This window comes from Paraburkholderia fungorum (assembly GCF_902833645.1).
Classification (GTDB): Bacteria; Pseudomonadota; Gammaproteobacteria; order Burkholderiales; family Burkholderiaceae; genus Paraburkholderia; species Paraburkholderia fungorum.
On record NZ_CADFGE010000013.1, the window covers coordinates 215,488 to 236,639 of the forward strand.

At 61.2% G+C, this 21,152-nt stretch carries 19 protein-coding genes; 10 read left to right on the top strand and 9 right to left on the bottom strand.

From position 1 onward, the window contains the following. Positions 1 to 8 precede the first annotated feature (8 nt). A complete protein-coding gene (locus HWX91_RS32210) occupies positions 9 to 1,484 on the bottom strand; it encodes an efflux RND transporter periplasmic adaptor subunit (protein ID WP_028197127.1) in 1,476 nt (491 codons plus the stop codon). 10 nt (positions 1,485 to 1,494) lie between these two features. After that, the gene (locus HWX91_RS32215) at positions 1,495 to 2,826 is read right to left on the bottom strand and encodes a TolC family protein (RefSeq protein ID WP_028197128.1); all 1,332 of its coding nucleotides are present in this window, start codon (positions 2,824 to 2,826) and stop codon (positions 1,495 to 1,497) included. A gap of 349 nt (positions 2,827 to 3,175) precedes the next feature. Here HWX91_RS32215 and HWX91_RS32220 point away from each other — a divergent pair, with 349 nt between their 5' ends. After that, complete coding sequence (locus HWX91_RS32220; protein ID WP_028197129.1) at positions 3,176 to 3,679, top strand: hypothetical protein; 504 nt, start codon at positions 3,176 to 3,178, stop codon at positions 3,677 to 3,679. 499 nt (positions 3,680 to 4,178) lie between these two features. On the opposite strand, the gene HWX91_RS32230 is transcribed toward HWX91_RS32220, so the two are convergent. The 3 genes from HWX91_RS32230 to HWX91_RS32240 all read right to left on the bottom strand — a co-directional run bounded on the left by HWX91_RS32230 (position 4,179) and on the right by HWX91_RS32240 (position 8,190). Then, positions 4,179 to 4,904, bottom strand: coding sequence for a ZIP family metal transporter (locus HWX91_RS32230; RefSeq protein WP_028197130.1), 726 nt, complete (start codon positions 4,902 to 4,904; stop codon positions 4,179 to 4,181). Between the two features lie 135 nt (positions 4,905 to 5,039). Next, positions 5,040 to 5,375, bottom strand: coding sequence for a double zinc ribbon domain-containing protein (locus HWX91_RS41170; RefSeq protein WP_042275188.1), 336 nt, complete (start codon positions 5,373 to 5,375; stop codon positions 5,040 to 5,042). A 43-nt stretch (positions 5,376 to 5,418) separates the two neighbouring features. Further along, on the bottom strand, positions 5,419 to 8,190 hold the full coding sequence (locus HWX91_RS32240) for a heavy metal translocating P-type ATPase (RefSeq protein ID WP_081833086.1): 2,772 nt from the start codon (positions 8,188 to 8,190) through the stop codon (positions 5,419 to 5,421). A gap of 76 nt (positions 8,191 to 8,266) precedes the next feature. Here HWX91_RS32240 and HWX91_RS32245 point away from each other — a divergent pair, with 76 nt between their 5' ends. Continuing rightward, on the top strand, positions 8,267 to 8,413 hold the full coding sequence (locus HWX91_RS32245) for a hypothetical protein (protein WP_156034524.1): 147 nt from the start codon (positions 8,267 to 8,269) through the stop codon (positions 8,411 to 8,413). A 340-nt stretch (positions 8,414 to 8,753) separates the two neighbouring features. Here the strand turns inward: HWX91_RS32245 and HWX91_RS32250 are convergent, their stop codons facing one another. Further along, positions 8,754 to 9,104, bottom strand: a complete 351-nt coding sequence (locus tag HWX91_RS32250; protein ID WP_028197132.1) for a hypothetical protein — start codon at positions 9,102 to 9,104, stop codon at positions 8,754 to 8,756. A gap of 165 nt (positions 9,105 to 9,269) precedes the next feature. Between HWX91_RS32250 and cadR the strand changes: the two genes are divergently transcribed. Further along, positions 9,270 to 9,701 carry a Cd(II)/Pb(II)-responsive transcriptional regulator gene (cadR, locus tag HWX91_RS32255; RefSeq protein WP_028197133.1) on the top strand — a complete coding sequence of 144 codons (432 nt, stop codon included), beginning with the start codon at positions 9,270 to 9,272 and terminating at the stop codon, positions 9,699 to 9,701. A gap of 67 nt (positions 9,702 to 9,768) precedes the next feature. Continuing rightward, a complete protein-coding gene (locus HWX91_RS32260; protein ID WP_028197134.1) occupies positions 9,769 to 10,728 on the top strand; it encodes a cation diffusion facilitator family transporter in 960 nt (319 codons plus the stop codon). A 266-nt stretch (positions 10,729 to 10,994) separates the two neighbouring features. Here HWX91_RS32260 and HWX91_RS32265 read toward each other — a convergent pair whose 3' ends face one another. Further along, entirely contained in the window at positions 10,995 to 11,366 is a 372-nt protein-coding gene (locus HWX91_RS32265; protein ID WP_028197135.1) for a hypothetical protein, read from the bottom strand. Positions 11,367 to 12,223: 857 nt separating this feature from the next. On the opposite strand from HWX91_RS32265, the gene HWX91_RS32270 reads away from it, so the two are divergent. The 4 genes from HWX91_RS32270 to HWX91_RS32285 all read left to right on the top strand — a co-directional run bounded on the left by HWX91_RS32270 (position 12,224) and on the right by HWX91_RS32285 (position 15,018). Beyond that, positions 12,224 to 12,883, top strand: a complete 660-nt coding sequence (locus HWX91_RS32270) for a hypothetical protein (RefSeq protein WP_028197136.1) — start codon at positions 12,224 to 12,226, stop codon at positions 12,881 to 12,883. Continuing rightward, positions 12,880 to 13,386, top strand: coding sequence for a hypothetical protein (locus tag HWX91_RS32275; RefSeq protein ID WP_127837894.1), 507 nt, complete (start codon positions 12,880 to 12,882; stop codon positions 13,384 to 13,386). Before HWX91_RS32270 ends, HWX91_RS32275 begins: the two co-directional genes overlap by 4 nt. After that, entirely contained in the window at positions 13,383 to 14,618 is a 1,236-nt protein-coding gene (locus HWX91_RS32280; RefSeq protein ID WP_028197138.1) for a tyrosine-type recombinase/integrase, read from the top strand. Before HWX91_RS32275 ends, HWX91_RS32280 begins: the two co-directional genes overlap by 4 nt. A 223-nt stretch (positions 14,619 to 14,841) precedes the next feature. Beyond that, the gene (locus tag HWX91_RS32285; protein ID WP_156034525.1) at positions 14,842 to 15,018 is read left to right on the top strand and encodes a hypothetical protein; all 177 of its coding nucleotides are present in this window, start codon (positions 14,842 to 14,844) and stop codon (positions 15,016 to 15,018) included. A 526-nt stretch (positions 15,019 to 15,544) separates the two neighbouring features. Here the strand turns inward: HWX91_RS32285 and HWX91_RS32290 are convergent. Together HWX91_RS32290 and HWX91_RS32295 are read right to left on the bottom strand one after the other, a co-directional pair. Then, the gene (locus HWX91_RS32290; protein WP_028197139.1) at positions 15,545 to 16,519 is read right to left on the bottom strand and encodes a ParB/RepB/Spo0J family partition protein; all 975 of its coding nucleotides are present in this window, start codon (positions 16,517 to 16,519) and stop codon (positions 15,545 to 15,547) included. Further along, complete coding sequence (locus HWX91_RS32295) at positions 16,516 to 17,727, bottom strand: ParA family protein (protein WP_028197140.1); 1,212 nt, start codon at positions 17,725 to 17,727, stop codon at positions 16,516 to 16,518. The genes HWX91_RS32290 and HWX91_RS32295 overlap by 4 nt, the downstream gene beginning before the upstream one ends. Positions 17,728 to 18,386: 659 nt before the next feature. Between HWX91_RS32295 and HWX91_RS32300 the strand changes: the two genes are divergently transcribed. Together HWX91_RS32300 and HWX91_RS32305 are read left to right on the top strand one after the other, a co-directional pair. Next, positions 18,387 to 19,793, top strand: coding sequence for a replication initiation protein (locus HWX91_RS32300; protein ID WP_028197141.1), 1,407 nt, complete (start codon positions 18,387 to 18,389; stop codon positions 19,791 to 19,793). A gap of 473 nt (positions 19,794 to 20,266) precedes the next feature. After that, positions 20,267 to 20,548, top strand: a complete 282-nt coding sequence (locus HWX91_RS32305) for a CppA family protein (RefSeq protein WP_045707103.1) — start codon at positions 20,267 to 20,269, stop codon at positions 20,546 to 20,548. Positions 20,549 to 21,152 lie beyond the last annotated feature (604 nt).

A 21,152-nucleotide genomic window follows, 5' to 3' on the forward strand; every position in this document is an offset into this window, starting at 1 on the left:
CGACGGGATCAGTCCTCCCCGGCGCTGCCCTTGCCGAGTTCGGCCTTAAGCACAAAACTGTTCGCCGCGACGTACTGCTGGCCAGGCGTCAACCCGCTCACGATTTCGACGACCTGACTGTCCCGTCGGCCTGTCTGGATCGTCTGGGCAACGAAGCCCTTAGGTGACTGGACGAAAACGGCCTGCGAACCGTCGATGTCCTGCAGCGCATCGCTTTTCACCGCAACTGGAACGTCCTGTCTGCCTGCGTCGACGGCGACATTGACGAACATGCCTGGCCGCCACGCACCGTCGGGGTTCGGCAATACGACCCGGGCCGGCGCCGTACGCGTCTGTTCGCCGAGCAAAGAGCCGACGTAGGCAATGGGGCCGCTGGACTTCGATTCGAATGCCGCGGCGCTGACGGTCGCCTCCCGCCCCACGCGCACGTCATTCAGACGCTGGGCCGGGACTGCCATCTCGGCCCAGACAGAAGACAGGTCTGAGATGATGAGCACGTTCGCGTCCGCGGCGATGGATTCGCCGGGCGTGACGTGCTTTTCAACAATGGTGCCCGCGAACGGCGCCCGCAGTTCATACAGGTTGAGCGCGGCCGCCGAGGGCGGCGCATTGAGCGCCGCCAGTTTTTGCCGGGCGTTCTGCGTCGCGATCTCCGCTTCGCGCAATTGCACCTGCGCCTGCAGGTAATCCTGTTCGGCAGAAATGCGCTCCAGCCACAGCGTCTTCTCCCGCTCGTACGATGTCCGTGCTGCAGACAGACGACGCTCAGCGCTCAGCAGTTCGCTGCGCCGATCCGCCAGATCGGTACTCGCAATAACGGCCAGCAGTTGGCCTTTCTCGACGCGTTGACCGACCGATACCGTTACCCGTTCGGCGATGCCGGCCACCCGGGGGACGACGTGTGCAGTACGGTCCTCGTTAAATTTTATTTCTCCAGGTAGCTGGAAGCTCGTCACCACCTGGGCAGGCCCGACACTGGCGATACCGATCTCAGCCGCCTTCACCTGCTCCGCACTCAGTGCAATCGCGCCATCTGTCCGCGAAAATCTGAATTCCGCAACGCGTCCGTCCACTTTGAGATTGATTGACGCGTCAAACACGTGCGGCTTCGGGATTGGCTGCGTCGTGGTGAACTTCGCTCCCGCAACGGAGAACTGCAACTCCCGACGCGAACCGTCGTAGCGGGTGAGTGCGCCGGACACAGACACGTCCCCTTGCGCGGGCTTTCCGTCGACTAAGGGATAGACCACGAAACGTGCATCGCCGGGTTTCTCGGAGAGCACGATCTCCACCGCGACCCGGCCGCTGGTGAGTACCGTGCCGCCGTGCTGGCCGGCGGTGGTGCCTGAGGCCGGCGACGTCGCGGCAGCGCCTGATGCGATTGCACGCGTCAACGGTTCCCGCGTCAAGGCGAACGCGCCCAGCGCGACGGTCAGCACGCCGATGGTGGCCGCCGAGGCGATAATCAGTTTTTTGCGCGGCATGGGGAGTCCTTCAAGGTAAATTGGCCGTTGTGCGGAGATCACTGCGCAATGGCGAGCCACTCAGACGGCTGAGGTCTGCGTACGCCCGATGCGCATCCGTGAGCGCCTGAACGTATTGCGACTGGCCCTGAAACAGCGTGCGTTGCGCATCCAGAACATCGAGGAAGCTGAATTTGCCCAACTGGTAGCCGCGCGACATGGCGTCGAGCGATTCACGGGCCGCAGGCAGGACGTCCGCCTTCAGCCGGCGCGCTTCCTGGGTAGAGTTCTCGTAATTTGCGTAGGTCTGCGTCAGTTCGAGCTGCAGACGGGCCCGTTCACCGTCGAAATCAGCATCTGCCTTCGCCGCTTTATGGACCGCCTCGAGAATCGCGCCTTTGTTGGTATCAAAGACTGGCAGAGGGATGGATACACCGACGACAGCCTGGTTATCAGGTCTTCCGCCCGTAATGACACGCTTCATCCCGGCGCTGAAGGTGACATCGGGGACTCGTTTTGCTTTTTCCACGGACACAAGCGCGTTTGATCGAAGCATCTCGGCCCGCGCAGCACGGGCAACCGGTGAGGTATCAAGTCGCTGCAGAAATTGAGATAGCGGTTCTGCCTCAGGAATATCGTCCAGGTTTCCTGTCGCGACACGATCACGCGCAGCAGCGCTTCCGGTCACGTTCACCAGCTTTTCCAGCGCGGTCGTGACGCGCGTTCTCGCGCCCGCAAGTGCGATCTGGACGCCGGTGGCGGCTACACGCGCTTTTGTCGCTTCGACAGGCGACACCTTGCCGGCGCGGGCACGCTTGTCCGCCATGTCAGCGGAGCGCGCGGCAATGTCTGCCGACTCTTCGGCGACTTTCAACTGACGTTGCGCAGCGAGCAGGCCATAAAACGCGTCGGCCACATCCGCTCGCAACGCTGCTGCACGACCGTCCAGGGACGCGAGCGCGATTTCGCGACCGTACGATGCGACATCGAGCCGCGTTCGGCGCTTTCCGCCAAGTTCGATCGTCTGATTGACCAGCACGGTCGTCGTCCGCTCCTGCCCTCCAAATCCTTCCTGAAGGAACGAGATGCTCGGATTGGGCCGCGCTCCAGCCTGAATGAATGTGCCGACTGACGCGTCCGCATCGGACCTCGCGGCTCGCAGTAGCGGGTTGCTTTCCGCCGCAATGCCGAGTGCGTCCTCGAGCGACAGCGGCCCGGCAGCGTTCCCGGTCGGAGTGAGCGCGTTGATGGCCGGAGCAGGAGCGGGGACGGGTGTACCGTCATCGGCAGTCGGCGACGGCTGTGCCCGTGCTGAGATTGCTGCTGCGACCAGCAGCGATAAGGCGAATGTGCGCTTGAACATGGACGATCGCGTAGTGAATAGACACGAGCGATGCTACGTTCCTGCTGCAGTGCAAAGATGAGCTGAAGATGATATTTCTGTCATGTTCGCCCCCCAAAGACGATCACCGACTCCGGCCAGGCAACGTGACGCATTCGTCATGTCCGCGTCATCGTCACGCACCGTCCTGTTCCTAGCATGAGATTTCCGAATCGGATACGTTCGCATGCGCACGCCTGCTCACCGCTCTTTTCTGCTGCAGCGGCGACCGGTGCCAACCTGCGCAAGGCGGCATGGAGATCCGCCCTGCACATAAGAGAGGCAGGCGCGGCGTCGTGGTCCGGTCTTCATGTGAAAAAAGGAGGTGGGGATGAAAACAGCATCGGGACTGGCCATCGCTGCAACGATGTTCGTTTCGAGCGGCGTGATAGCCGGCCAGCTGTCGGCGTTGGTACTGAAGCCGATAACCAGTAGCGCTTCTGACGAGGTCAGGATTGAACGCACTGCCTGCCAGTTCGCCCGGACAGACCAGGGATCGCGCAGCGCGCAATTCAATACTGGAATCTGCGGGATTCAGGGCGGTGCATTGACCCTCGTGCTTCTGGACGATCAGCTTCGACCAGTCGGGGCAGAGAGGCGTTTTGAGCTGCGTGACATCCGTTCAGTGTCACTGCAATCCCGGTTACTCAAGGAACAACTGCAGTTACCTGTCGGAGACTCCGTCATCGCGCTCAACATTCTTTCTGACGATGGGCAGCGCAAATCCCGTGAACGGGCTCTCGTATTCTTCTCGGCACTTCGCGAGGCAGGCGTCAGGCCGGCCAACGGATACCGCATGGTCGACGAGTACCCGACGGGTGCAAGCACCCGGTAGGCGCAATCGCGCGACGAGGAAACTCTGGCCGCTGCGCTCACTTGCCTTGAACGATCCCCGGTCAACCACGGCATTCCCTTCACAGCGGCCATGTGCCCAAGCTGGTCCGGATCGGCGGCCAAGGGCGTGGCCGGCGGCAACGTCCTCAGGATGACGGATCCCATAGAGCTCCTTGTTCCTGCGGATGGTTTCGGCACCAGGCGGGTTGTCATGCCGCCTGTACGGTAGCAATCCGTCCGGTCGCGCCTGGACCACCTCGTCACGAACCTGTTCACGTGTCTTGCCAGCAGACTGCTTGCGCTATTTGCCCGGACTGTCAGGCATGCCGTGCGCCGACGCGGAACCTGCCGCTACGAGCATTGCTGTGGCTGCTACAAGTATTGGCCGCTTCATGTTGCTGCGCCCAAACTGGGTTCGCCGGTACGGCGGATACCGTAGCCTGGCAAAAAGACGGTGCGCAAAGATGATCGCTGGATGACAAAGCCGTCAGAAATAGCCCTCAGGTTGTCTTGACGGACGCCTCGATGACGAAAAACACGACGAAGCCTACAAAAAACGCGGACGTTGCAAGCGGCGTTTCCGCTACCTCGTGCGCTTCAACCAGAAGCTCTTCAGTGACCAGGTAGAGAAGTGCTACTGTTCCAAGCCCGAGCAGGGCCGCATAGATCGTTGCGGGCAGTTCCGCAAATGCTGCATGCCCTCCGATGGCCGCCAGACTCAGCAGCGCTGCCAGCATTACCGGAATCGCCATGGAGAGCGTCCGGCCCACCCGCGCCGCATTCAATGCAGCACTGACAGACAGCGCGAGAAAGAGCACTTCAAGCGTCAGTGCGATGGTCAGAATCAGGCCCGTCTCTTCTCCGGCGGAGAACGCTATGCCAAGGACAAGCCCGTCGATCACAAGGTCAATGGCGGTCACGATGACCAGTCCCGTTGGCAACCGCGCGTTCTCGAAACGCGCCTCCAGCGTCTCCGAGAGTTTTCGGATGCCCAGCATCAGGATCAGCCCCAGCACGAAGCCAATTACCACGGGCGTGATCGCGTGCGTCCGGTCCTGTGGCAGGAGCTCAAGCGCCGCCGCGGCAAATACGATTCCGCCTGTAAAGTGCTGAATAACACTCGATGTTTGTGGACCAGGGGCCCGCATTGATGCGGCTAACGACCCGACGCCAGCCGCGACAAGAGGTGGGACCGTAAACAGCGCCAGCTTCATGGACGGAGTCACAATATGGCTTCCGATCAATATTCAGCTTCGTTGGACCGACTCATCCCGCGATAGCGGAATGCAAGCAGCGCGACCCGCTGTCGACGATCAACGCGACACATATCCCGACGGTCGCAGTCGCACGCGCACCGGCAATCAGCCAACAGGATTGCCGCATTGGCTGCAGAACCTGGCTCCGGCGGGTACTGCGCCATTACACTTCCCGCACGAAGCCGGCACCAGCGACGTTGCGCACTGGCTGCAAAACCGGGCACCCTGGGCGTTCATCGCCTTGCATTGCGGACAGGCGACGCCCCCGCTCGCTTGCGGCGTCGGCGCGCTGCGTCCCCAGCCCTGGTCATCCTGACGCGGATAGCCATTGCCATGATCGTTTCTGTGTCCGTGACCCTGACCATACGAATTTCCATGCCCGCCACCATGACCACCCCGACTACCGTGATGGCCGCCAAGCATCTTTTCCCAGAATCCCATTTTCAGTTACTCCCGGTTCGTTGATTGGTCGGTGTACTGACGTTCACTTACGCAGCAGACGCAGACCGTTTCCGACGACGAGCAGACTTGCGCCAACGTCAGCAAATACCGCCATCCACATCGTCCCGAACCCGGCCAGCGTCAGGGCCAGAAAGACGACCTTGATTGCGAGCGCAAGCGTGATGTTCTGAACAAGGATCGAGCGCGTAGCCTTCGACAGGCGGATGAACGTCGGAATCTTGCGCAGATCGTCATCCATCAGCGCAACATCCGCTGTTTCGATTGCCGTATCCGTTCCCATGGCGCCCATCGCAAACCCGATGTCAGCCCTTGCAAGCGCAGGCGCGTCGTTGATGCCATCGCCTACCATCCCAACCATCGTGGAATTGGCCGACAGAGCCTCGACCGCGCGCAACTTGTCCTCGGGCAACTGATTTCCTTCGGCGCGGTCGATACCAACCTGTCTGGCGATCGCCTCCGCAGTATGGGGGTTGTCGCCAGTGAGCATCGCCGTGCGCACGCCAAGCTTGTGCAGCTCGGAGATCGCCTCCCGGCTGCTCTCCTTGACGGTGTCCGCGACTGCGAAAAGTGCGAGCACCTTTTCGGCATTCATCAACATCACGACCGTCTTGCCCTGACGCTCGAGCGCGCCGAGGCGGTCTTCGAGTTCGGGTGAACAGAGTCCCTGTTCTTCAACGAGACGATGATTGCCCAGCAGGTACGGGGTGCTATCGATGCTGCCGCTCACGCCACGGCCCGGAATCGCCTCGAAGCTGTTGACGGTCATCTGATTCACGCCGTCGGCATTTGCAGCGCTTGCGATCGCGAGAGAAACAGGGTGATCCGAGCGCCCCGCCAGACTTGCCGCGAGCGCGCGGACCCGGGTCGGTTCAATACCGTCGGCACGCAGTTCAAATTCGGTCTGCACCGGCTTGCCGTGAGTGATGGTGCCGGTCTTGTCGAGCGCGAGCCACGCGAGATTGCGACCCTGCTCAAGGTATGTACCGCCCTTGACCAGAATGCCGTGTCGGGCCGCTGCAGCAAGGCCACTGACAATTGTTACCGGTGTGGAAATAACAAGCGCGCAGGGGCACGCGATGACGAGCAGCACCAGCGCCTTGTAGATCCACTCAAACCACGTCCCGCCGAACGCCAGCGGCGGCACAACCGCTACAGCAAGTGCCGCAGCAAAGACTATCGGCGTATAGACACGGGCAAACTGGTCGACAAAGCGTTGCGTTGGCGCTTTGGCGCCCTGCGCCTCTTCCACCGCATGGATGATACGCGCCAACGTGGTGTTGTTCGCCGCCGCGCTCACCCGATACTCAAAGGAGCCGGATTGGTTGATCGTGCCGGCGAATACGGGGTCGCCTTCAGCCTTCTCCACAGGCAGGCTTTCGCCCGTGATGGGGGCCTGGTTGATCGTGGACCGGCCGGTTGTGATCTCACCATCGAGACCAATGCGCTCGCCGGGTTTAACGCGAACAACCGTGCCCACCGTGACTCCACTGGCGTTCACCTCTGCCCAGGAACCGTCGGGTTGCCTGACGGTTGCCGTCTCCGGCGCGAGGCGCATGAGTCCCTGAATTGCGTTGCGTGCGCGGTCCAGCGACTTCGCTTCGATGAGCTCGGCAATCGTGAACAGGACCATGACCATCGCCGCTTCTGGCCACTGACGCAGCAACAATGCCCCGGTCACGGCAATGCTCATCAGCGCATTGATATTGAGGTTGCCATTGCGGATTGCGATCCAGCCCTTCCTGTACGTCGTCAAACCGCAGGCGATCACCGCCAGCAGCGCAAGTGCTGCGGTGAGCCAGGCAGGTTGGCCGAGCCAGCTGCTTGCTTCGGACGCAACTGCCGCGACACCCGCGAGGGCCAGCGGCCACCACGGCTTCCTGATCGGCTCCGAAGGGGCAGCAAGTTGCCCGTCTGCCTGCGGGACTTCGGGCGTGAAACCCAGCGTCCGGATCGCGCTCAGTACCGCCTCGAGCGACTCCGGCGCATGAATGACCGTGAGGATGCGCTGCATCAGGTTGAAATCGAGGCCCTTCACGCCCGGCATTCCTGCCAGCTTCTTGCGGATCAACGCTTCTTCGGTCGGGCAGTCCATCTGCAGAATGCGAATCTGGGTTCGAACGCCACCTTCGACTACCGTCGGGCCGGCCAGCACGCTGAGCGAGGTCGCCGCACGCGTACAGCAACTGTCGGCACCCGGGTGGGCATGCTTATGGTCGTGTTTGTCCCCATGGCCGTGGGCGTGAGCGCCGTGATCGTGACTGCGCCCATTGTCGTGACTGTGTTCACGTTTCAGACCGGGCGCCGCGTGGTCGTGCGCGCAGCACCCGCTGTCTCCCCGAGCCGGCGCGCTGAGCGCGGTCGCGACGGGCGTACAGCAGTTATCAACGCCCGCAGCGGCATGCTCATGGTCGTGTTTATCCTCATGGCCGTGCACGTGAGCGCCAGTATCGTGACTGTGCGCATTGTCGTGACCGTGTTCATGTTTCGGACCGTGCGCCGCGTGGTCGTGCGCACAGCACCCGCCGTCTTTTCGGGCCGGCCCGCTGAGCGCGGTCGCCACGGACGTAGGGCTGTCATCGGCGCAGGACTGCGCATGATCATGTTTGTCCCGATGATCGTCCGCGTGAGCACTGTGATCGTGGTTGCGTGCCGCGTCGTGCTCGTGTTCCTCAGCGTGTGCAGCGTGACGATGCCCGTGCGCGCAACACTGGTCGTCTTCCTGATCGTGAGCAGCCACGGCGGCGCTGCCGACGCGGGCATGTTTGCGGTCGATTTCGGACTTATTTTCAGGCATAGCGGACCCCTTCCTTGGTTTACACCTAGTAAACACCTTGGAGTGGCTTCAAGGTCAAGAGGAAATGGGGCAATAGATGAAAATCGTCGAATTGGTTCGACCGGTTGTAGTCCGAGGCCATCCCGAGTTTATGGAAAGAGCAACCGGCTTCCTGGACGCCGACCAAACACAGCCTGGTGCCGCAACAGCAATGCGCGTCAGGCCCGACGGCAACATTTTGTGAGGAATTCCGCGCGGCAGATGACGCACGGTGTCCGTGCCGCAGCGCGATGCAGCGGACGGCCCAGCGCCCGGCGTGTTGGCGTGCAGGCACTCGTGGACGCGCAATCGGGCACGTCGCGACACGGGTCATGGAATTGCTTCGGCTTGAGACGCCGATATCGATTTGAGAGAGCGTTGCGTGCTCGAACTTCCTGTCAAGGCGTTCAGCTTGCGCTAGCGCCCTTTCGCAAACAGAAGCGCCATTAAGCCATTAATGGCGCTGCTTACGGCAGCGACTGTTACCACGCTTCCACCAGCGCCAGCATAAAGTGTGATTCGAACTCAGACCGGTGACAAAACAGTTAATCGAGATCCGGGTCGATCAACTCGGGGTGCAACCGGACGTGCAACAGGACAAACCATCGCCGGGAGCAGGTCTGGGAAATGGAGACGAGTTGCGGTGGCAAACCTGCCAAAATCACCTTACGGTTCCTCGTTGCTTCCTCGAACGCATTCGCCGCGTCGACAATCACCCATCGCTGGGCTAGGGCGAGAGTAACGCATGCAAACACAGCGAACGGCATGGGCGGGACCTTCGTCCCTTCCAGACCGACCAGAATAGAAATGGTAAGCACGGTGATTTCAGTGACGAGTAACCCGATCAGTAGCACGATCAGGCGCGCTTTGAACCGGATTTTGCTGGCAGCTTTCATCGTGCGTTAGATGCTCCGTGAGGTCTGAAGCACGAGCGCGACATGCGCAGCAATCCCTGCTCCATGGGCGGCCCGTTCGTAGGACATGCTGGATTCCCAGCGTGACTTGTGGTGTAGTAGACACCTTGGAGTCACTCCAAGGTCAAGTTTTCCGCAGGAGAAGATATGAAAATTGGCGAATTGGCGAAAGCGGCCGGCTGCACGACCGATACGATCCGTTTTTACGAAAAGGAAGGGCTCCTGCCTGAGGCGGATCGCACCGAGGCGAATTATCGGAATTACCGCGAGGCCCATATCGACCGGCTACGCTTCATCCGGAACTGCCGGGCGCTGGACATGGCCCACGAGGAAATTCGCACCTTACTGGACGCGGCCGACGGCCCCGCCAACGGATGCGGGACAATCAATTCGCTGGTGGATGAACACCTCGGGCATGTCAATGCGCGCATCCATGAACTGATACAGCTGAAAACCCAGCTTACCGCGCTGCGGGCGCGATGCCCGGCCGAACGGCCCGTCGAGGACTGCGGCATCATGCATGGCCTCGTCGAGATGGAAGCGGGAAACCTGAGGTCCAGGCCGTCACACGTCGGTTGAGCGACGTGCCGGTCCGCGCAAGCGATGGCAACGTGCCATCGCGCGTTCCGGCAGAACGGGAGCCACCATGCCTCATGTCGACCAACACAGCCACGACGACCATGACCATGGCGCCGGTGGCCACCACCACCCGGCTCCGCCTGCAGGTTTTGATGGCGCTTTCGCGATCGGCTCGGCGCTCAACGCCGGGTTTGTCGTGGCGGAGGTCATCTTCGGTCTGACGGCGCATTCTGTCGCGCTATTGGCGGACGCTGCGCACAACCTCGGGGACGTGCTGGGTCTGTTGCTGGCATGGTGGGCGATGTGGCTCGGCCGGCGTCATCCTACCCCTAGCCGCACCTACGGCTATGGGCGCAGCTCCATCCTTGCCTCACTGACCAATGCCGTGGTGCTGCTGGTTGGGGTTGGCGGCATATCGGTCGAAGCGATCCGCCGTCTGACTGAAGGCCTCCCTGCGGGCGAGGTAGGCGGCAAAACCGTGATGATCGTGGCGGCCGCAGGTATCGTTGTCAATGGAGTCACCGCGTTAATGTTCGCCCATGGTCGCAAGGGAGACCTGAACGTGAAGGGCGCGTTCCTGCACATGGCGGCCGACGCAGCCGTGTCGGCGGGCGTTGTTATCTCCGGCCTAATCATTCTGATGACGGGCTGGTCCTGGCTCGACCCCGTTGTCAGCTTGATGATCGCGGCTTTAATCCTGGTTTCGACGTGGGGCCTGTTACGCGACAGTCTCAATCTGGCGCTCGACAAGGTCCCGGAAGGGGTCGACGTGGAGAAAGTGCGCGCCTTTCTCTCAACGCTACCCGGCGTGGAGGAAGTCCATGACCTTCACGTCTGGCCGCTGAGCACGACTGAAGTGGCTCTGACCGCGCACCTGGTTCGACCGAAAGCTGGCAGCGACGATGCCTTTCTGAACAGCGCTTGTGAGGAACTGAAGGAGCATTTCGGCATAGGTCACGCCACCTTCCAGATCGAGGACGGCGACCCGGCTCACCCATGTCAGCTTGCCCCCGCGCACGTTGTCTAGCGGCATAGGAGCAAGAGCATGAGGACGGACAGCGCTCAGTCGTAGAACGCATTGAAGATGTCAACGTTGCGCCGATAGACTTGTCAATTCGACGCGCGGGCAATCTGGAGTGGCAGAACTAATGCGCTCTCCGCGAGCACGAGCACGTCGCGAGGGCGACCGCCGCGATCCCGAGTGTGGCGCGCTCGACCAGTTGCTGCAGAAAGGCGGGCGCGCTTTTCGCTCCCTGCCGACCGTCGCCGGCACTGCCGGGGGCCGGCGCAAGGTCAGCGCGATCGCGAGCCCTTGAAGCCACGCCGTTCACAATCCGCAATCAATGCGTTAAGCACTGCGACCGGCATAGCCGTGCGCAAGACTGGTTCGAGAGTCGGCAGGCTGCGATCCACCACGTCCGTCACCTGCGCAATCGTCTCGCCGTTCAGGCACGCGACAAACTGCGCTTGGGACTGTCGGAAAAGAAGGCGGTCTGTATCCAGCACACCTGCCACATAAGACTGCCGCTCGTTGACCGGCAACTTGGGGTACAGGTCGGGCGAGATTGCCTGCACCCGTGGACTCAGTTCAGGCGGCGTCTGCGCGAACGATGCGGCCACAAAGATGAGGGCCGCGAGGCCCGGGACTGCTGACATCAGTTGCATGGGTGGACTTTGGTGATGATCCAGTCCGACATAACGGCACAGCGGTCCGTGGCCTTGAGTCCTGTTTTCGGGCGCCCTGGTTTAGGGCGCGGCAACAACTTTCATAAAAAATCCACCCTTTTCCACCCCGACAGAAAATCGCTACATCTGATAACTGGAGTATCACGGTAGCGTTTTCGCGCCTGCGCCAGACGAGGGCGCGTGTGACCTCCCCATCCCGAATGCCTGACTCAAGCTTCTCCCGCCAGCGCCCTGAATCCGCCCGCGTCAAGCCATTCCTGTTCTGTTGACGCAATCCTGGGCGATGCCGTCTGACGCCGAAGCCTAGAGCGCGTCGGCCCATGTCGTAGCGATTGATACGTTTTGCATTCTGATCAATACAAACCGGCAGGCGTGCGTGGTGAACACCGTCCGCCAGATGGAAAACGCGTTGCCAAAACGCGTCTGTTCAAAAGTGGCCCCATTTTTCGTGAAACATTCCGGTCCGAATTGCTGCAATGCCCTGCCAGGTACGGATTTCCGTCCGCCCCCCTTTAACTTCCGAGTGTTTCACGGTCGGGCATCCGGAGCAGATCTTCGTCATGCCGCAGCCAGTGCGTCGCCGACCGGCGCGGCTGGCGGCCACCTCACGCACGCCTCCACGGAATGGCGGCCGGTTGCGGGCCGTCGTGCCCATCCTGGCCGGCGTGTCCGGTGCCCTGACCTCGCGGTTGTGCGACGGCTGGCCGCCGTAAGCAGGAGTGCGCTGCGTCAGCACATCCGGACATTACCGCCATAATGTCTGCTAACTTGTATGGGGGTTTATACAGCCCTCACTCAAATTAATCGAGGGTTTACCCTTATATTTCGCAGCATCCATGGCCACCGTTCACCGCGGCTTCGACGGCGTGCGCATCGAAGGCACGCAGTATTCCGTCTGGGTTCACCCACTCAGCGAGTGGCGTGAACCGGGCGACGCCACGCTTTCGATCGGCGTCGACGCGAAGTCACCGGCGTGGGACGACTGGGCACGCCTGACGCACGATGTGCCCCATTACTTCGCGGCCAGCGACGTCGATCTGGCCACCACTGCCGCCGGCGACGAGCTGCGCTGCCTGCGTGCCAGTTCCGCCGACACGCCCGCTTACCGGCCGGGCTTCGTCCTCACGCTGGAACCCGGCATGCGCGTCTTCCTCGAAACCGAGCTGCCGCGTGTCGAACAGGTCACGCATGTCGCCGCGACCCTGCGGGCGGCCGTCGAACCACACTTGGGCCGCACCCTCGCGCAGTACGCGAGCACGACGGTGCAACCGCACGAGCGGTCCGCACTCGTGGCGGTCGCCTCGCGCGTGGTGCTGCTCGGCAATTCGCCGGCCGAGGCGATCGCCTACGCGGTGCTGCTGCACGACCACCGGTGGGCATTTTCCGACGCTTGGGACGACCCGCAGTACGCCGAACTCGGCGCCGCGTTGCGCCGGCCGGAGGTGCTCGCGTTGCTGGCTGAATCCGCCACTGCATCGGCCAGCCACGCGGTATGAGCGTCCCGCCCTCCCCGCAACCGTCGGCTGGCATGCTCCGGGCACTGCTCAACGCGCTCGTGGACCAGCTGCCGGCCGGGCCGGTGTACGCGTCGACCGGTGCCAGCCAGCTGCCCGGCTGGAAACCGGTGCCGGCAGACTGCCACGGCAACGCCGATCGCTGGGTGGCGGCGCACCCGGGCGATGTGGCCGTGCGCGGCTGGCTGCATGAGCCGTTCGCGGACCTGCCCCACCGGTTCGTCGCACATTCGCTGGTGTGCACCGCGGCCGGCGCGCTCATCGACGTGACGCTGTCCGCGCGCCCGCAGTCGCTCCGGTTTCTGGAACATCCGGGGTCAGACGCTGATTTTTTCTCATTCCTCCGCTGCCCTCGGCCCTTCCCCGTTCTGGCCCCCCCGGTCGCTGTCGTGGACGAATTCCTCATCGTCCCGCGCGATGATTCACCCAACGCAGAAGCCGCTACCGCGCCCTATGCCACGGGCTTTCCGGAGGACATGGCATGAGCGCGCGCGATACCTCGCCGATTCAGCGTGAAGGCGGCGGCGCTGGTGCGGTGACGTCGCCCGCGGCGGTGCCTGCGAATCGGCAGGAGAGCCCGGTCCTCCCGCCAGGCATGACCGACGAGGAGATCGTCGCCCGTTGGCTGACCGCCAAGGCAACCGGCCGCGGGCGGCTGGCCGCCACCACGCTGGCGCAGTACAGGATCGAGGCGGAGCGCCTCTTCTGGTACGCCCGGCAGACGGGCGTGCCGATTTCCGCGTGGACCCTGGACGACTTTGCCGGCTTCATCGCCTTCCTGCAAGCGCCGGCACCGTGGGCCATCCGCACGCGCGCCGTCCGGCGCGGTTCGCCGGACTGGCGGCCGTTCCTCGGGCCGCTCACTGACCGCTCGGCCGGCCAGACCCAGAAAATCGTCACGTCCCTGTTCGAGTGGCTGCGCGACGTCGGCTACCTGAAGATCATTCCCTCCGTGGGCCTGCCGACCGTCGGCCGGCGCACGCCAGGAAAGCAGGGCCGATTCGTCCCGCCCGACTTGTGCGCCCTGCTGTGCGAGGCAATCGACAGCCGCCCAGACGGCACCCGCCAAGGGCAACTGCTCAAGGCCCGCGACCGGTTTCTGGTGGAACTGTTTTCGCGCACGGGGCTGCGCACCACCGAAGCGGTGAAGTGCCGGATGCACAATGTCGAGATCCATCGGGTTCCCGGAGCGTTGCGCCGGGAGTTCCCGGACGCGCCGGAGTTCCAGTGGCTGCTTCATGTGGAGAGCGGCAAGGGTGGCAAGGAGCGCTGGGTGCCGTGCAACGAGGTCGCCCTGTCGCTGCAGGCGTACCGGCTCGCCTTCGGTCTGCCTCCCGTGCCGGCGCCGGACGACCCGCTGCCGCTGGTGCTCTCGGCCCGTCGTACCCGCTTTGGCCAGTGGAAAGGAATCCGGCACCGCCAGGCGATCTGGGACGTGGTCACCGGCCTGCGGGATGAAGCCATCGCGTATGCCCGTGCCGCCGGGCGCGACGTCGACGAACAGGAGCTGAAGCGGTTTGCCGGTGCCTCTACCCACTGGCTGCGGCATACCTATGCGAAAGGGCTGGCGGAGGCTCTCCGGCACGGGCTAGACGCCCGGTCGGCGCTCGACAACATGGGCCACGCCGATCAACGGACCTTCAACCAGTATGTCGACGACGAACCGCTGAAGCGCGCGCTGGTGACGCACCTGGCGCGCGCACGCGCGACACGCTAACAGTCGACATCTCACGGCTACCGAGCACCGCCGTGTCACGAAGGTCTTCTGGTCGGCGCGATCGGCACGGCGAACATTGCCGACACGTAGGGCTTCCACGTGGTCGGGTCATCGCTGCTCCGCCGCAACGCGGCGTTAGCTTCACGGCAGTCACGCACCGTCATAGACGCAGCGTCCCTCGCCGCTCCCGCGCCGGCGCTTACCCCTTTGCACCGAAAAGACGTTGCTCGCGCAACTCGCCGGTGCGGGTGCGAACCTTGATGGCCTCACGCTGCTGGCGCTCTGGCAGTTAGGCAGCCGCCCGCATAGTCAGTACCAGATGACTGAAATCGACGGTGTGTCGCAAGAGCGTCTTAAGGTAGTTGATCGGCACATCGGCCTGCTTGGGGTGCTGCCGTGACGTCGGCGGTGGCGGGAAGTAGGGAAGCCCAATCGCGAGGCCTCGTGAGCACGTAGAGACGAACTCGACACTATACGAATCACGGCAATCACGCCTGTCCGGTCAGCGGAGATCGAGGTCAGATCCGCGGGATATCATTACCTATGAAGAAAATGACCGGTCAAGCCGCTATTGCACCAACAGTCCTCGCCGCGGTCCCTGCCGACGCGTCCGCTTGATAAGCCCAGAGGCATCGGAGTCCCCCGACGATATGAGGTCTCGCGTCGGAGTTTCCCAGCGTCTTCGCTGGAGCCTCCAAGACGGGGGAAAGAGAAGTGTTCTAATTAGGACACTTTTCTACGCGCTTCCCGTGCTCGAGCAGCACGTCATGGCGGGCACCTAATCTAGATCTTTGCGGCTGCCCCGGGGCAGGGGCAGAAAAGTGTTCTAATTAGGACACTCTCTACGCGCTCGCGGAGTGGCGACTCGCGCTAACCTCCCGTGATTCGGTCACAAAAAAACCCGCCATTGGCGGGTTTCGATGCAGTCACTCGGACCGAATGGAGAACATCTTCCCTATGTGCTCCCGAAGCTCGCTTTCCTGCTCCTCGGTCACCACGCCCGCCTTAAATTTGAACGTCAACCCTTTGACGTCCTTTGTGATGCTGCCGGCTTGAACCTTCCCTGAAAAAATCTTCAAGATGCTTCGCCCACCGGCATCAGCTATCGACAGTCCGCGTGAGACTTGCGCGTTGATAGACGCAGCCACCTTAGTCTGGACGAGGTCTCCGGACACAACGAGGGGCCACAATTCCCTAACAGCTTTCAAGCCGGCCTCTCCTGTCTTCTTTAAAGCATTGACAATATCTTGAGCCGAGTTTGCCGCCAGCAACGAAGGATTCAGGTCAAGGTCACGCTTGATGAAGTCCGGTAAATCATCGAACGCCAAGAGCTTGTAGAGGTCAGCGCGCGTCACGCCCATGACTTCGGCGAGCCGGGTGCGCTTCGGAAACTCAGTCTCCGCACGACGAACCGCAATCGCAATCTCGTAGTCGGTCAGGCCGTCGCGAGTGACGTTTTCCATTAACGCCAACGCCGCCATATCCTGATCGGTGCATTCAATAACGACTGCCCGGATGTGGTCCAAGTTGAGCAGCTTGTGCGCACGCCACCGTCGCTCCCCTGCAACCAATTGGAATGAGTCGCCAACCCTGCGAACGGTCACAGCCTGCAACAAGCCCACCTCGGAAATCGCCCGAGCCAGTTCCGACAGTTTCGCCTCATTGAATTGGCGGCGGGGCTGCCACGGGTTAGGAGCGATGAGACTGACATCAATCGCTGTTGCTAACCCTTTCGACTCAAGCTCTTGAATCCGTAGCTGGGCTGCGGCCAGGGCACTCGTGATGCCCGGCATCGTCTGTGGACCGCGCGCCCCCTTCTCCTTTTTGCTGTCGCCCTTGAAATCGGCGGGCGTCGGCAGGTTGGCGGTCTTGGCCATTAGCTGCTCTCGGATATTGCTCATGCCGACTCCTTCCACGATTTGACAAACATGTCGTCCAGCCATTTAGCGTACTGAATCATCGGCTGCTTGACGCGCTGCAACGATTTTGCCGTCGAGTGGGTACTGACGACATCCAGTGCTGTCGACAGTGAAAGTGCGCCACCGCTCATTACCGAACTTGCTGGAATTTCAAAAGGGTCGAGCCATCGACCGTAGGCACTTTGTGCCCACTGCCGAACCACTGGCGCCGACGAGGTCTTCCCATAATCGACCTTGGACAACAGGATTGAAATGCACTCGTAGACCTTGTCCTCTTCGTAAGGAAGGAAGTCCTCCGCCACGTCCGAAAACAAACGCCAGAATGCCAGTGAGCTGATGAAGTCCAAGTTTTCGGGAATCATAGGCATGACCAGAGCATCCGCCGCGAGGAGCGCGTTCAGGTTCATGTACGACAGCGAGGGCGAGGTGTCTATCAGGATGTAATCATATTGCGCCCTCAGCGGCTCCAGCCCCTGACGCAAGACCGCCCAGAAACGATACCCCTGAATTGTCTTCTGACGTGCGGGAAGGAGGAACTCAGCCCCGTACAGAAACGTGTGGCCGGGGATGATGTCGAGACCGTCCCAGTACGTCGACTGAACCTTGGCGCTGAGGCCCCCCTCCACGTTCTGGTCGTAGATATACGGGAGGACGGTATCTTCACCAGACACTTCCTTCTCTGCGTACAGACCGCAAAGCTCGGACGCTGAAGCTTGCGGGTCGAGGTCGATGAGCAGCACCTTCCGGCCAAGGAGGGTCAACGCCTGTGCCAGGCAGACTGTCGTGGTGGTCTTCGCTGATCCGCCCTTGAGCTGAGCCGTGGTCAGGACTTTGCCCTTGAACTCGCCATCATTGTCGCCAAGCGGGGTCTGGTAGATGTCCGAGGCCATCTTTACCCACAAGCGCACCTCGGGCAGTGTGAATGTTCGGCTGCGGCCGTTACCGTTCAAGGTTCCCGTGGGGAGCCCGGAGTCACCCTTCGTCACCAAATACTGAATCTGCTGTCGAGTCAGATTGCACATCTCGGCCAGCTCGCTGATTGTGTAGAAGGGGGCGACTTTGCGCGGCCGCGGTGCGAGAATCAGCTCGCGGAGGTTGTCCGCGAAGGGTTCGAGACCGTCTGCAAAGTCCGCCACCTCCCGAAGCGTAACCTTCCTGTCTTCCATTGGTAGGGTGCCTACGTTAGCCATTCCGCGCTTTCTCCGTGTTTTGACGTTGAAGCGCAGAATACACGAATATGCGTAAACAAGGTTGTATTGAGGGCAGTTTTTATACCCTACCTGAAGACATGCACCTAAATTGCTGATTTGTTGTCTGTTTGCGGGACACCTCGACCGCAGGCTGCCAGCACATTTCCCGATGTCCAGAACTCCGGCCTTGCCGACTCAACCGACGATTTCGCTCCACCCGCACAAAAAGCACCCCCGGGACGGTTTTTGTGCTGAAGGGTATTTCCTCTAGATTTCTCTGCATTTTCAACATGTTAGATGGCCATAACAGGCTGAAACGTTTCTCTGCTCTCGATTTACGGTACGTTGGGTTTGTTTGGTTTTTGTAAACATAAACCCACCCACCAACAAACAGGCAACAGAAAACCCTTTTAAATCAAAGGCTACCCCTGTGGATAGGGACGGTTTTTGTGAAGCCGGGGGCGGTTTTTGTGCGCACAGGTGCGTAAATTGGGCGGTATCAGGCGGAAATTGTGAAGACGGGGGTGAAAGTTGTGATGCGCCGAGAGGGCACGGGGTGCTTTTTGTGCAGCGTGCCCTCTCAGAATTCGGGGTGGTTTTTGTGTTGACACACCTTGCTCGACTGATAGAGTGCCGGGGATTGGAGTCGAATTCAACGAATGGAAAACCAAACCCTAACCGTTACGCCGCATCAGCTCGCCTTGGACATTTACGATGACATGTCCGCACAAGGCGCGGCCATCAGCGAGTCGACGAGGGACATTGGTTTCCTGAGAAACAACATCTTCACGCGGGTGGGCGGATTGGGCATTGCCGCACGCCGCGTGCTGGACGCCGCGTACTTCATCGTCGCAACCAAGGCGCCGGATGAGCTGTTAGACGACAAGGTCTACACCTTCACGGCCGACGTGAACTACTTCAAATGGCTGATGCGTTACGACAGTCGGAACCACAGCCATCTCATTGCCCAGATGAGCGCAGCCGCCAAGGCGCGCGTTGAAATCATGACGGCGCCGTCCATCGAGGAGATAACCGAGAAAGATTCATGGGGGACTATCAGTCTTCTTGGTGACTGCTACATAGAGCGCAGTGTAGTCTACGTCCTGCTCTCCGGGCGGGTCATCAAATACCTCATCAGCCCTTACAAGGCGCATTGGCTGAGCCTACGCGCCTCGACTTCTTTCTCCCTCTCCCTTTCGCGCGCTATCTACGACCGGCTCATTCCGTGCGAGGGGCACGGAGTAACGGAATGGTTTGCCTACGAAGACGTCTTGGAGTGGCCGGGCAAGGTCGGGGAGTCGCGCAAGGAGGTCAAGGAATTCAAAAAGCGATTCCTCGAGCCCGCCATTGAACAGCTCAACGACCTCTCGGATTTCGATGTGAGCTGGGAGCCCAACGCCGAACGCATCGCGCCAGAGAAACTGAAAATCCGCTTCAGGTTTACGAAGAAGCAGGGGGCCGACGCAGCGCGTGCTGGCATCCAAGATTCGATGTATCTGGTCCTTCATAACGAATTTGCCTTTGACACGCCTGAGTTCGAGCGGCTCGCAAAAAATCGGGAAGTCTGGACTGACGAGCGCCTCGAACAAGCAATCGAATACACACGGTTCAAGCTCAACGAAGGGAAGGTCACGGTCAGTCCGAAGGGCTATCTGTTCAAGGCCCTTGAAGGGAACTACCGCATCGGCGAAGCGGACCGAAAAATGGCGTCCATCAAGGCCAGGCAGCTCGAAGACAACACGAAGGAAAGCCGCAGCCGGGACGCCGCGCAAGCAAAGATGGAAGCCAACATCCAGGCCCAGAATGAGATCGCTAAGGCCAAGATGAGCGAAGAAATCAAGGTCGGCCGACAGTTCTTCGAGTCCGCTGATGACCACGCGCAAAAGGAGCTATGCCACTCGTTCGTAAGTCAACTCATTCCGCAGCGGCTCATCGAAAAGCAGGGCGTGTCCCGCGATACGTTGCGCCCCGACAATATCCTCACGGTGAATCGCGTAGTTGCAGACGCATTCTGTTCGCACGTGTTCGCGAAGATGAAGAAAGCGCGGGCAGGCAACCGGTCCTGACTGCGATAACCTACCTGCCTAGTTGCGTTCCTTGTAGACCTGCTCCAGCGACAGTAACCCTGTACGTACGGTCGGCGGCCTTCGAGCAAGACTCCTTGGCTTCTTGCGAACCTAGAAAAGCCATACGTGTGCAACGCAAGTAGAAGCAAAGGCGCGCTGCCACCCCAGCTGCGGTGAGTCATCGACGACGAGCTGCTTGCACATCACTTGAACGCCCCGCCACAGCCGCGCTTTCATTCCGGTCGCGGTCTCTCGCCATAGCAGCTCGAGTGCCTCCGATTGTGCGTCCGACGCCTGGATCGATGCAGACCTAGCGCAGCTCAAGTCAAAGGACCTGCCGAGGGCGAAGGGGCGGGGCAGCCGTTGCCGCGCGTCAACGGAAGGCAGTGAAGACGCTCACCAGACTGCTTGAAAAGTGTGCAACTACTGTATATATTAACAGTATGTTCATTCATACAGCAGCGAGGGCCAGCATGGAACATCTGGTGCGTGTGCAGAACGAATATGACCGACGGACCCTGGCGTGGCTGCGTGAACGGGTCGGTGATAGCGCAATTGCGAAAGCGGCGCAGGACTGGACCGGATCCGGCAAGCCCTGGCTGTCCGTGGTTTGCCGTCAGCTTGGCGTGACTCCGCCACGCGCCGCGGTCTGGCGAGCGCCTGGCGCCCCAGGCAGAGGCGAGGTGGGCGAGCAACACCTCGCGGCCATCCGACAAATTCTGGCGCAACCCCGTCAGCACGCGGTCCGTTCATAAACGCCTCCAGATCTTTAGTGGCCGAACGACGAGCCCAGTCGCGATAACGAGCAGCGATTGACCACGACTCTATGCGGGCGTCGGGCAGGCTGGCCGTAATCCTGCATTTCTGTCACTGGGTTTTCAGGTTGTGTGTTGACGAAAAACCGTTCGCACATCAGCAACCGTTAGCGGGAAAGCGCTCGCACCTCAGGAATTGATGAGCAGCCACTGTATTGCAGGTTGCGGCGTTATCGGCTGTCTGGCCGCAGCTCGCAGGTGTCCGAAGGGCACGTCTCTTATCCGAGACTGGCCATGCGCCGTCGGCTTACGAGCGCGCGCAGCGTGGCAGCATCCCGGCGAACCCATTCGATAGCGGTCCTGCAACTGCCCGGTGTCGCGAATCTGCTCACGCACATGTTGCCAACCGCTGTAACGGCAAGTCATCGTGGCGGGGCTCGCAACTTCCAGTCGCGTGCCTAAGGCGACGGCCAGCACCACACTACATCGTTTCAACATCGCGGATCACACCGGCTGACGGATCAAAGTCCCGCGGCGATTGCACCGTCCGGGACCACACGACGCCGTAATTGATCAGAACCACTCAAAACGATCGCGACCGTAG

What these genes read in the sequence shown, in the direction of transcription:
- HWX91_RS32265 (WP_028197135.1), bottom strand. Translation starts at nt 11,366, where the DNA reads ATGCAACTGATGTCAGCAGTCCCGGGCCTCGCGGCCCTCATCTTTGTG.
- HWX91_RS32275 (WP_127837894.1), top strand. Translation starts at nt 12,880, where the DNA reads ATGAGCGTCCCGCCCTCCCCGCAACCGTCGGCTGGCATGCTCCGGGCA.
- HWX91_RS32290 (WP_028197139.1), bottom strand. Translation starts at nt 16,519, where the DNA reads ATGAGCAATATCCGAGAGCAGCTAATGGCCAAGACCGCCAACCTGCCG.
- HWX91_RS32245 (WP_156034524.1), top strand. Translation starts at nt 8,267, where the DNA reads ATGAAAATCGTCGAATTGGTTCGACCGGTTGTAGTCCGAGGCCATCCC.
- HWX91_RS32280 (WP_028197138.1), top strand. Translation starts at nt 13,383, where the DNA reads ATGAGCGCGCGCGATACCTCGCCGATTCAGCGTGAAGGCGGCGGCGCT.
- HWX91_RS32210 (WP_028197127.1), bottom strand. Translation starts at nt 1,484, where the DNA reads ATGCCGCGCAAAAAACTGATTATCGCCTCGGCGGCCACCATCGGCGTG.
- HWX91_RS32250 (WP_028197132.1), bottom strand. Translation starts at nt 9,104, where the DNA reads ATGAAAGCTGCCAGCAAAATCCGGTTCAAAGCGCGCCTGATCGTGCTA.
- HWX91_RS32220 (WP_028197129.1), top strand. Translation starts at nt 3,176, where the DNA reads ATGAAAACAGCATCGGGACTGGCCATCGCTGCAACGATGTTCGTTTCG.
- HWX91_RS32270 (WP_028197136.1), top strand. Translation starts at nt 12,224, where the DNA reads ATGGCCACCGTTCACCGCGGCTTCGACGGCGTGCGCATCGAAGGCACG.
- HWX91_RS41170 (WP_042275188.1), bottom strand. Translation starts at nt 5,375, where the DNA reads ATGGGATTCTGGGAAAAGATGCTTGGCGGCCATCACGGTAGTCGGGGT.
- HWX91_RS32240 (WP_081833086.1), bottom strand. Translation starts at nt 8,190, where the DNA reads ATGCCTGAAAATAAGTCCGAAATCGACCGCAAACATGCCCGCGTCGGC.
- HWX91_RS32295 (WP_028197140.1), bottom strand. Translation starts at nt 17,727, where the DNA reads ATGGCTAACGTAGGCACCCTACCAATGGAAGACAGGAAGGTTACGCTT.
- HWX91_RS32300 (WP_028197141.1), top strand. Translation starts at nt 18,387, where the DNA reads ATGGAAAACCAAACCCTAACCGTTACGCCGCATCAGCTCGCCTTGGAC.
- HWX91_RS32260 (WP_028197134.1), top strand. Translation starts at nt 9,769, where the DNA reads ATGCCTCATGTCGACCAACACAGCCACGACGACCATGACCATGGCGCC.
- HWX91_RS32305 (WP_045707103.1), top strand. Translation starts at nt 20,267, where the DNA reads ATGGAACATCTGGTGCGTGTGCAGAACGAATATGACCGACGGACCCTG.
- cadR (WP_028197133.1), top strand. Translation starts at nt 9,270, where the DNA reads ATGAAAATTGGCGAATTGGCGAAAGCGGCCGGCTGCACGACCGATACG.
- HWX91_RS32215 (WP_028197128.1), bottom strand. Translation starts at nt 2,826, where the DNA reads ATGTTCAAGCGCACATTCGCCTTATCGCTGCTGGTCGCAGCAGCAATC.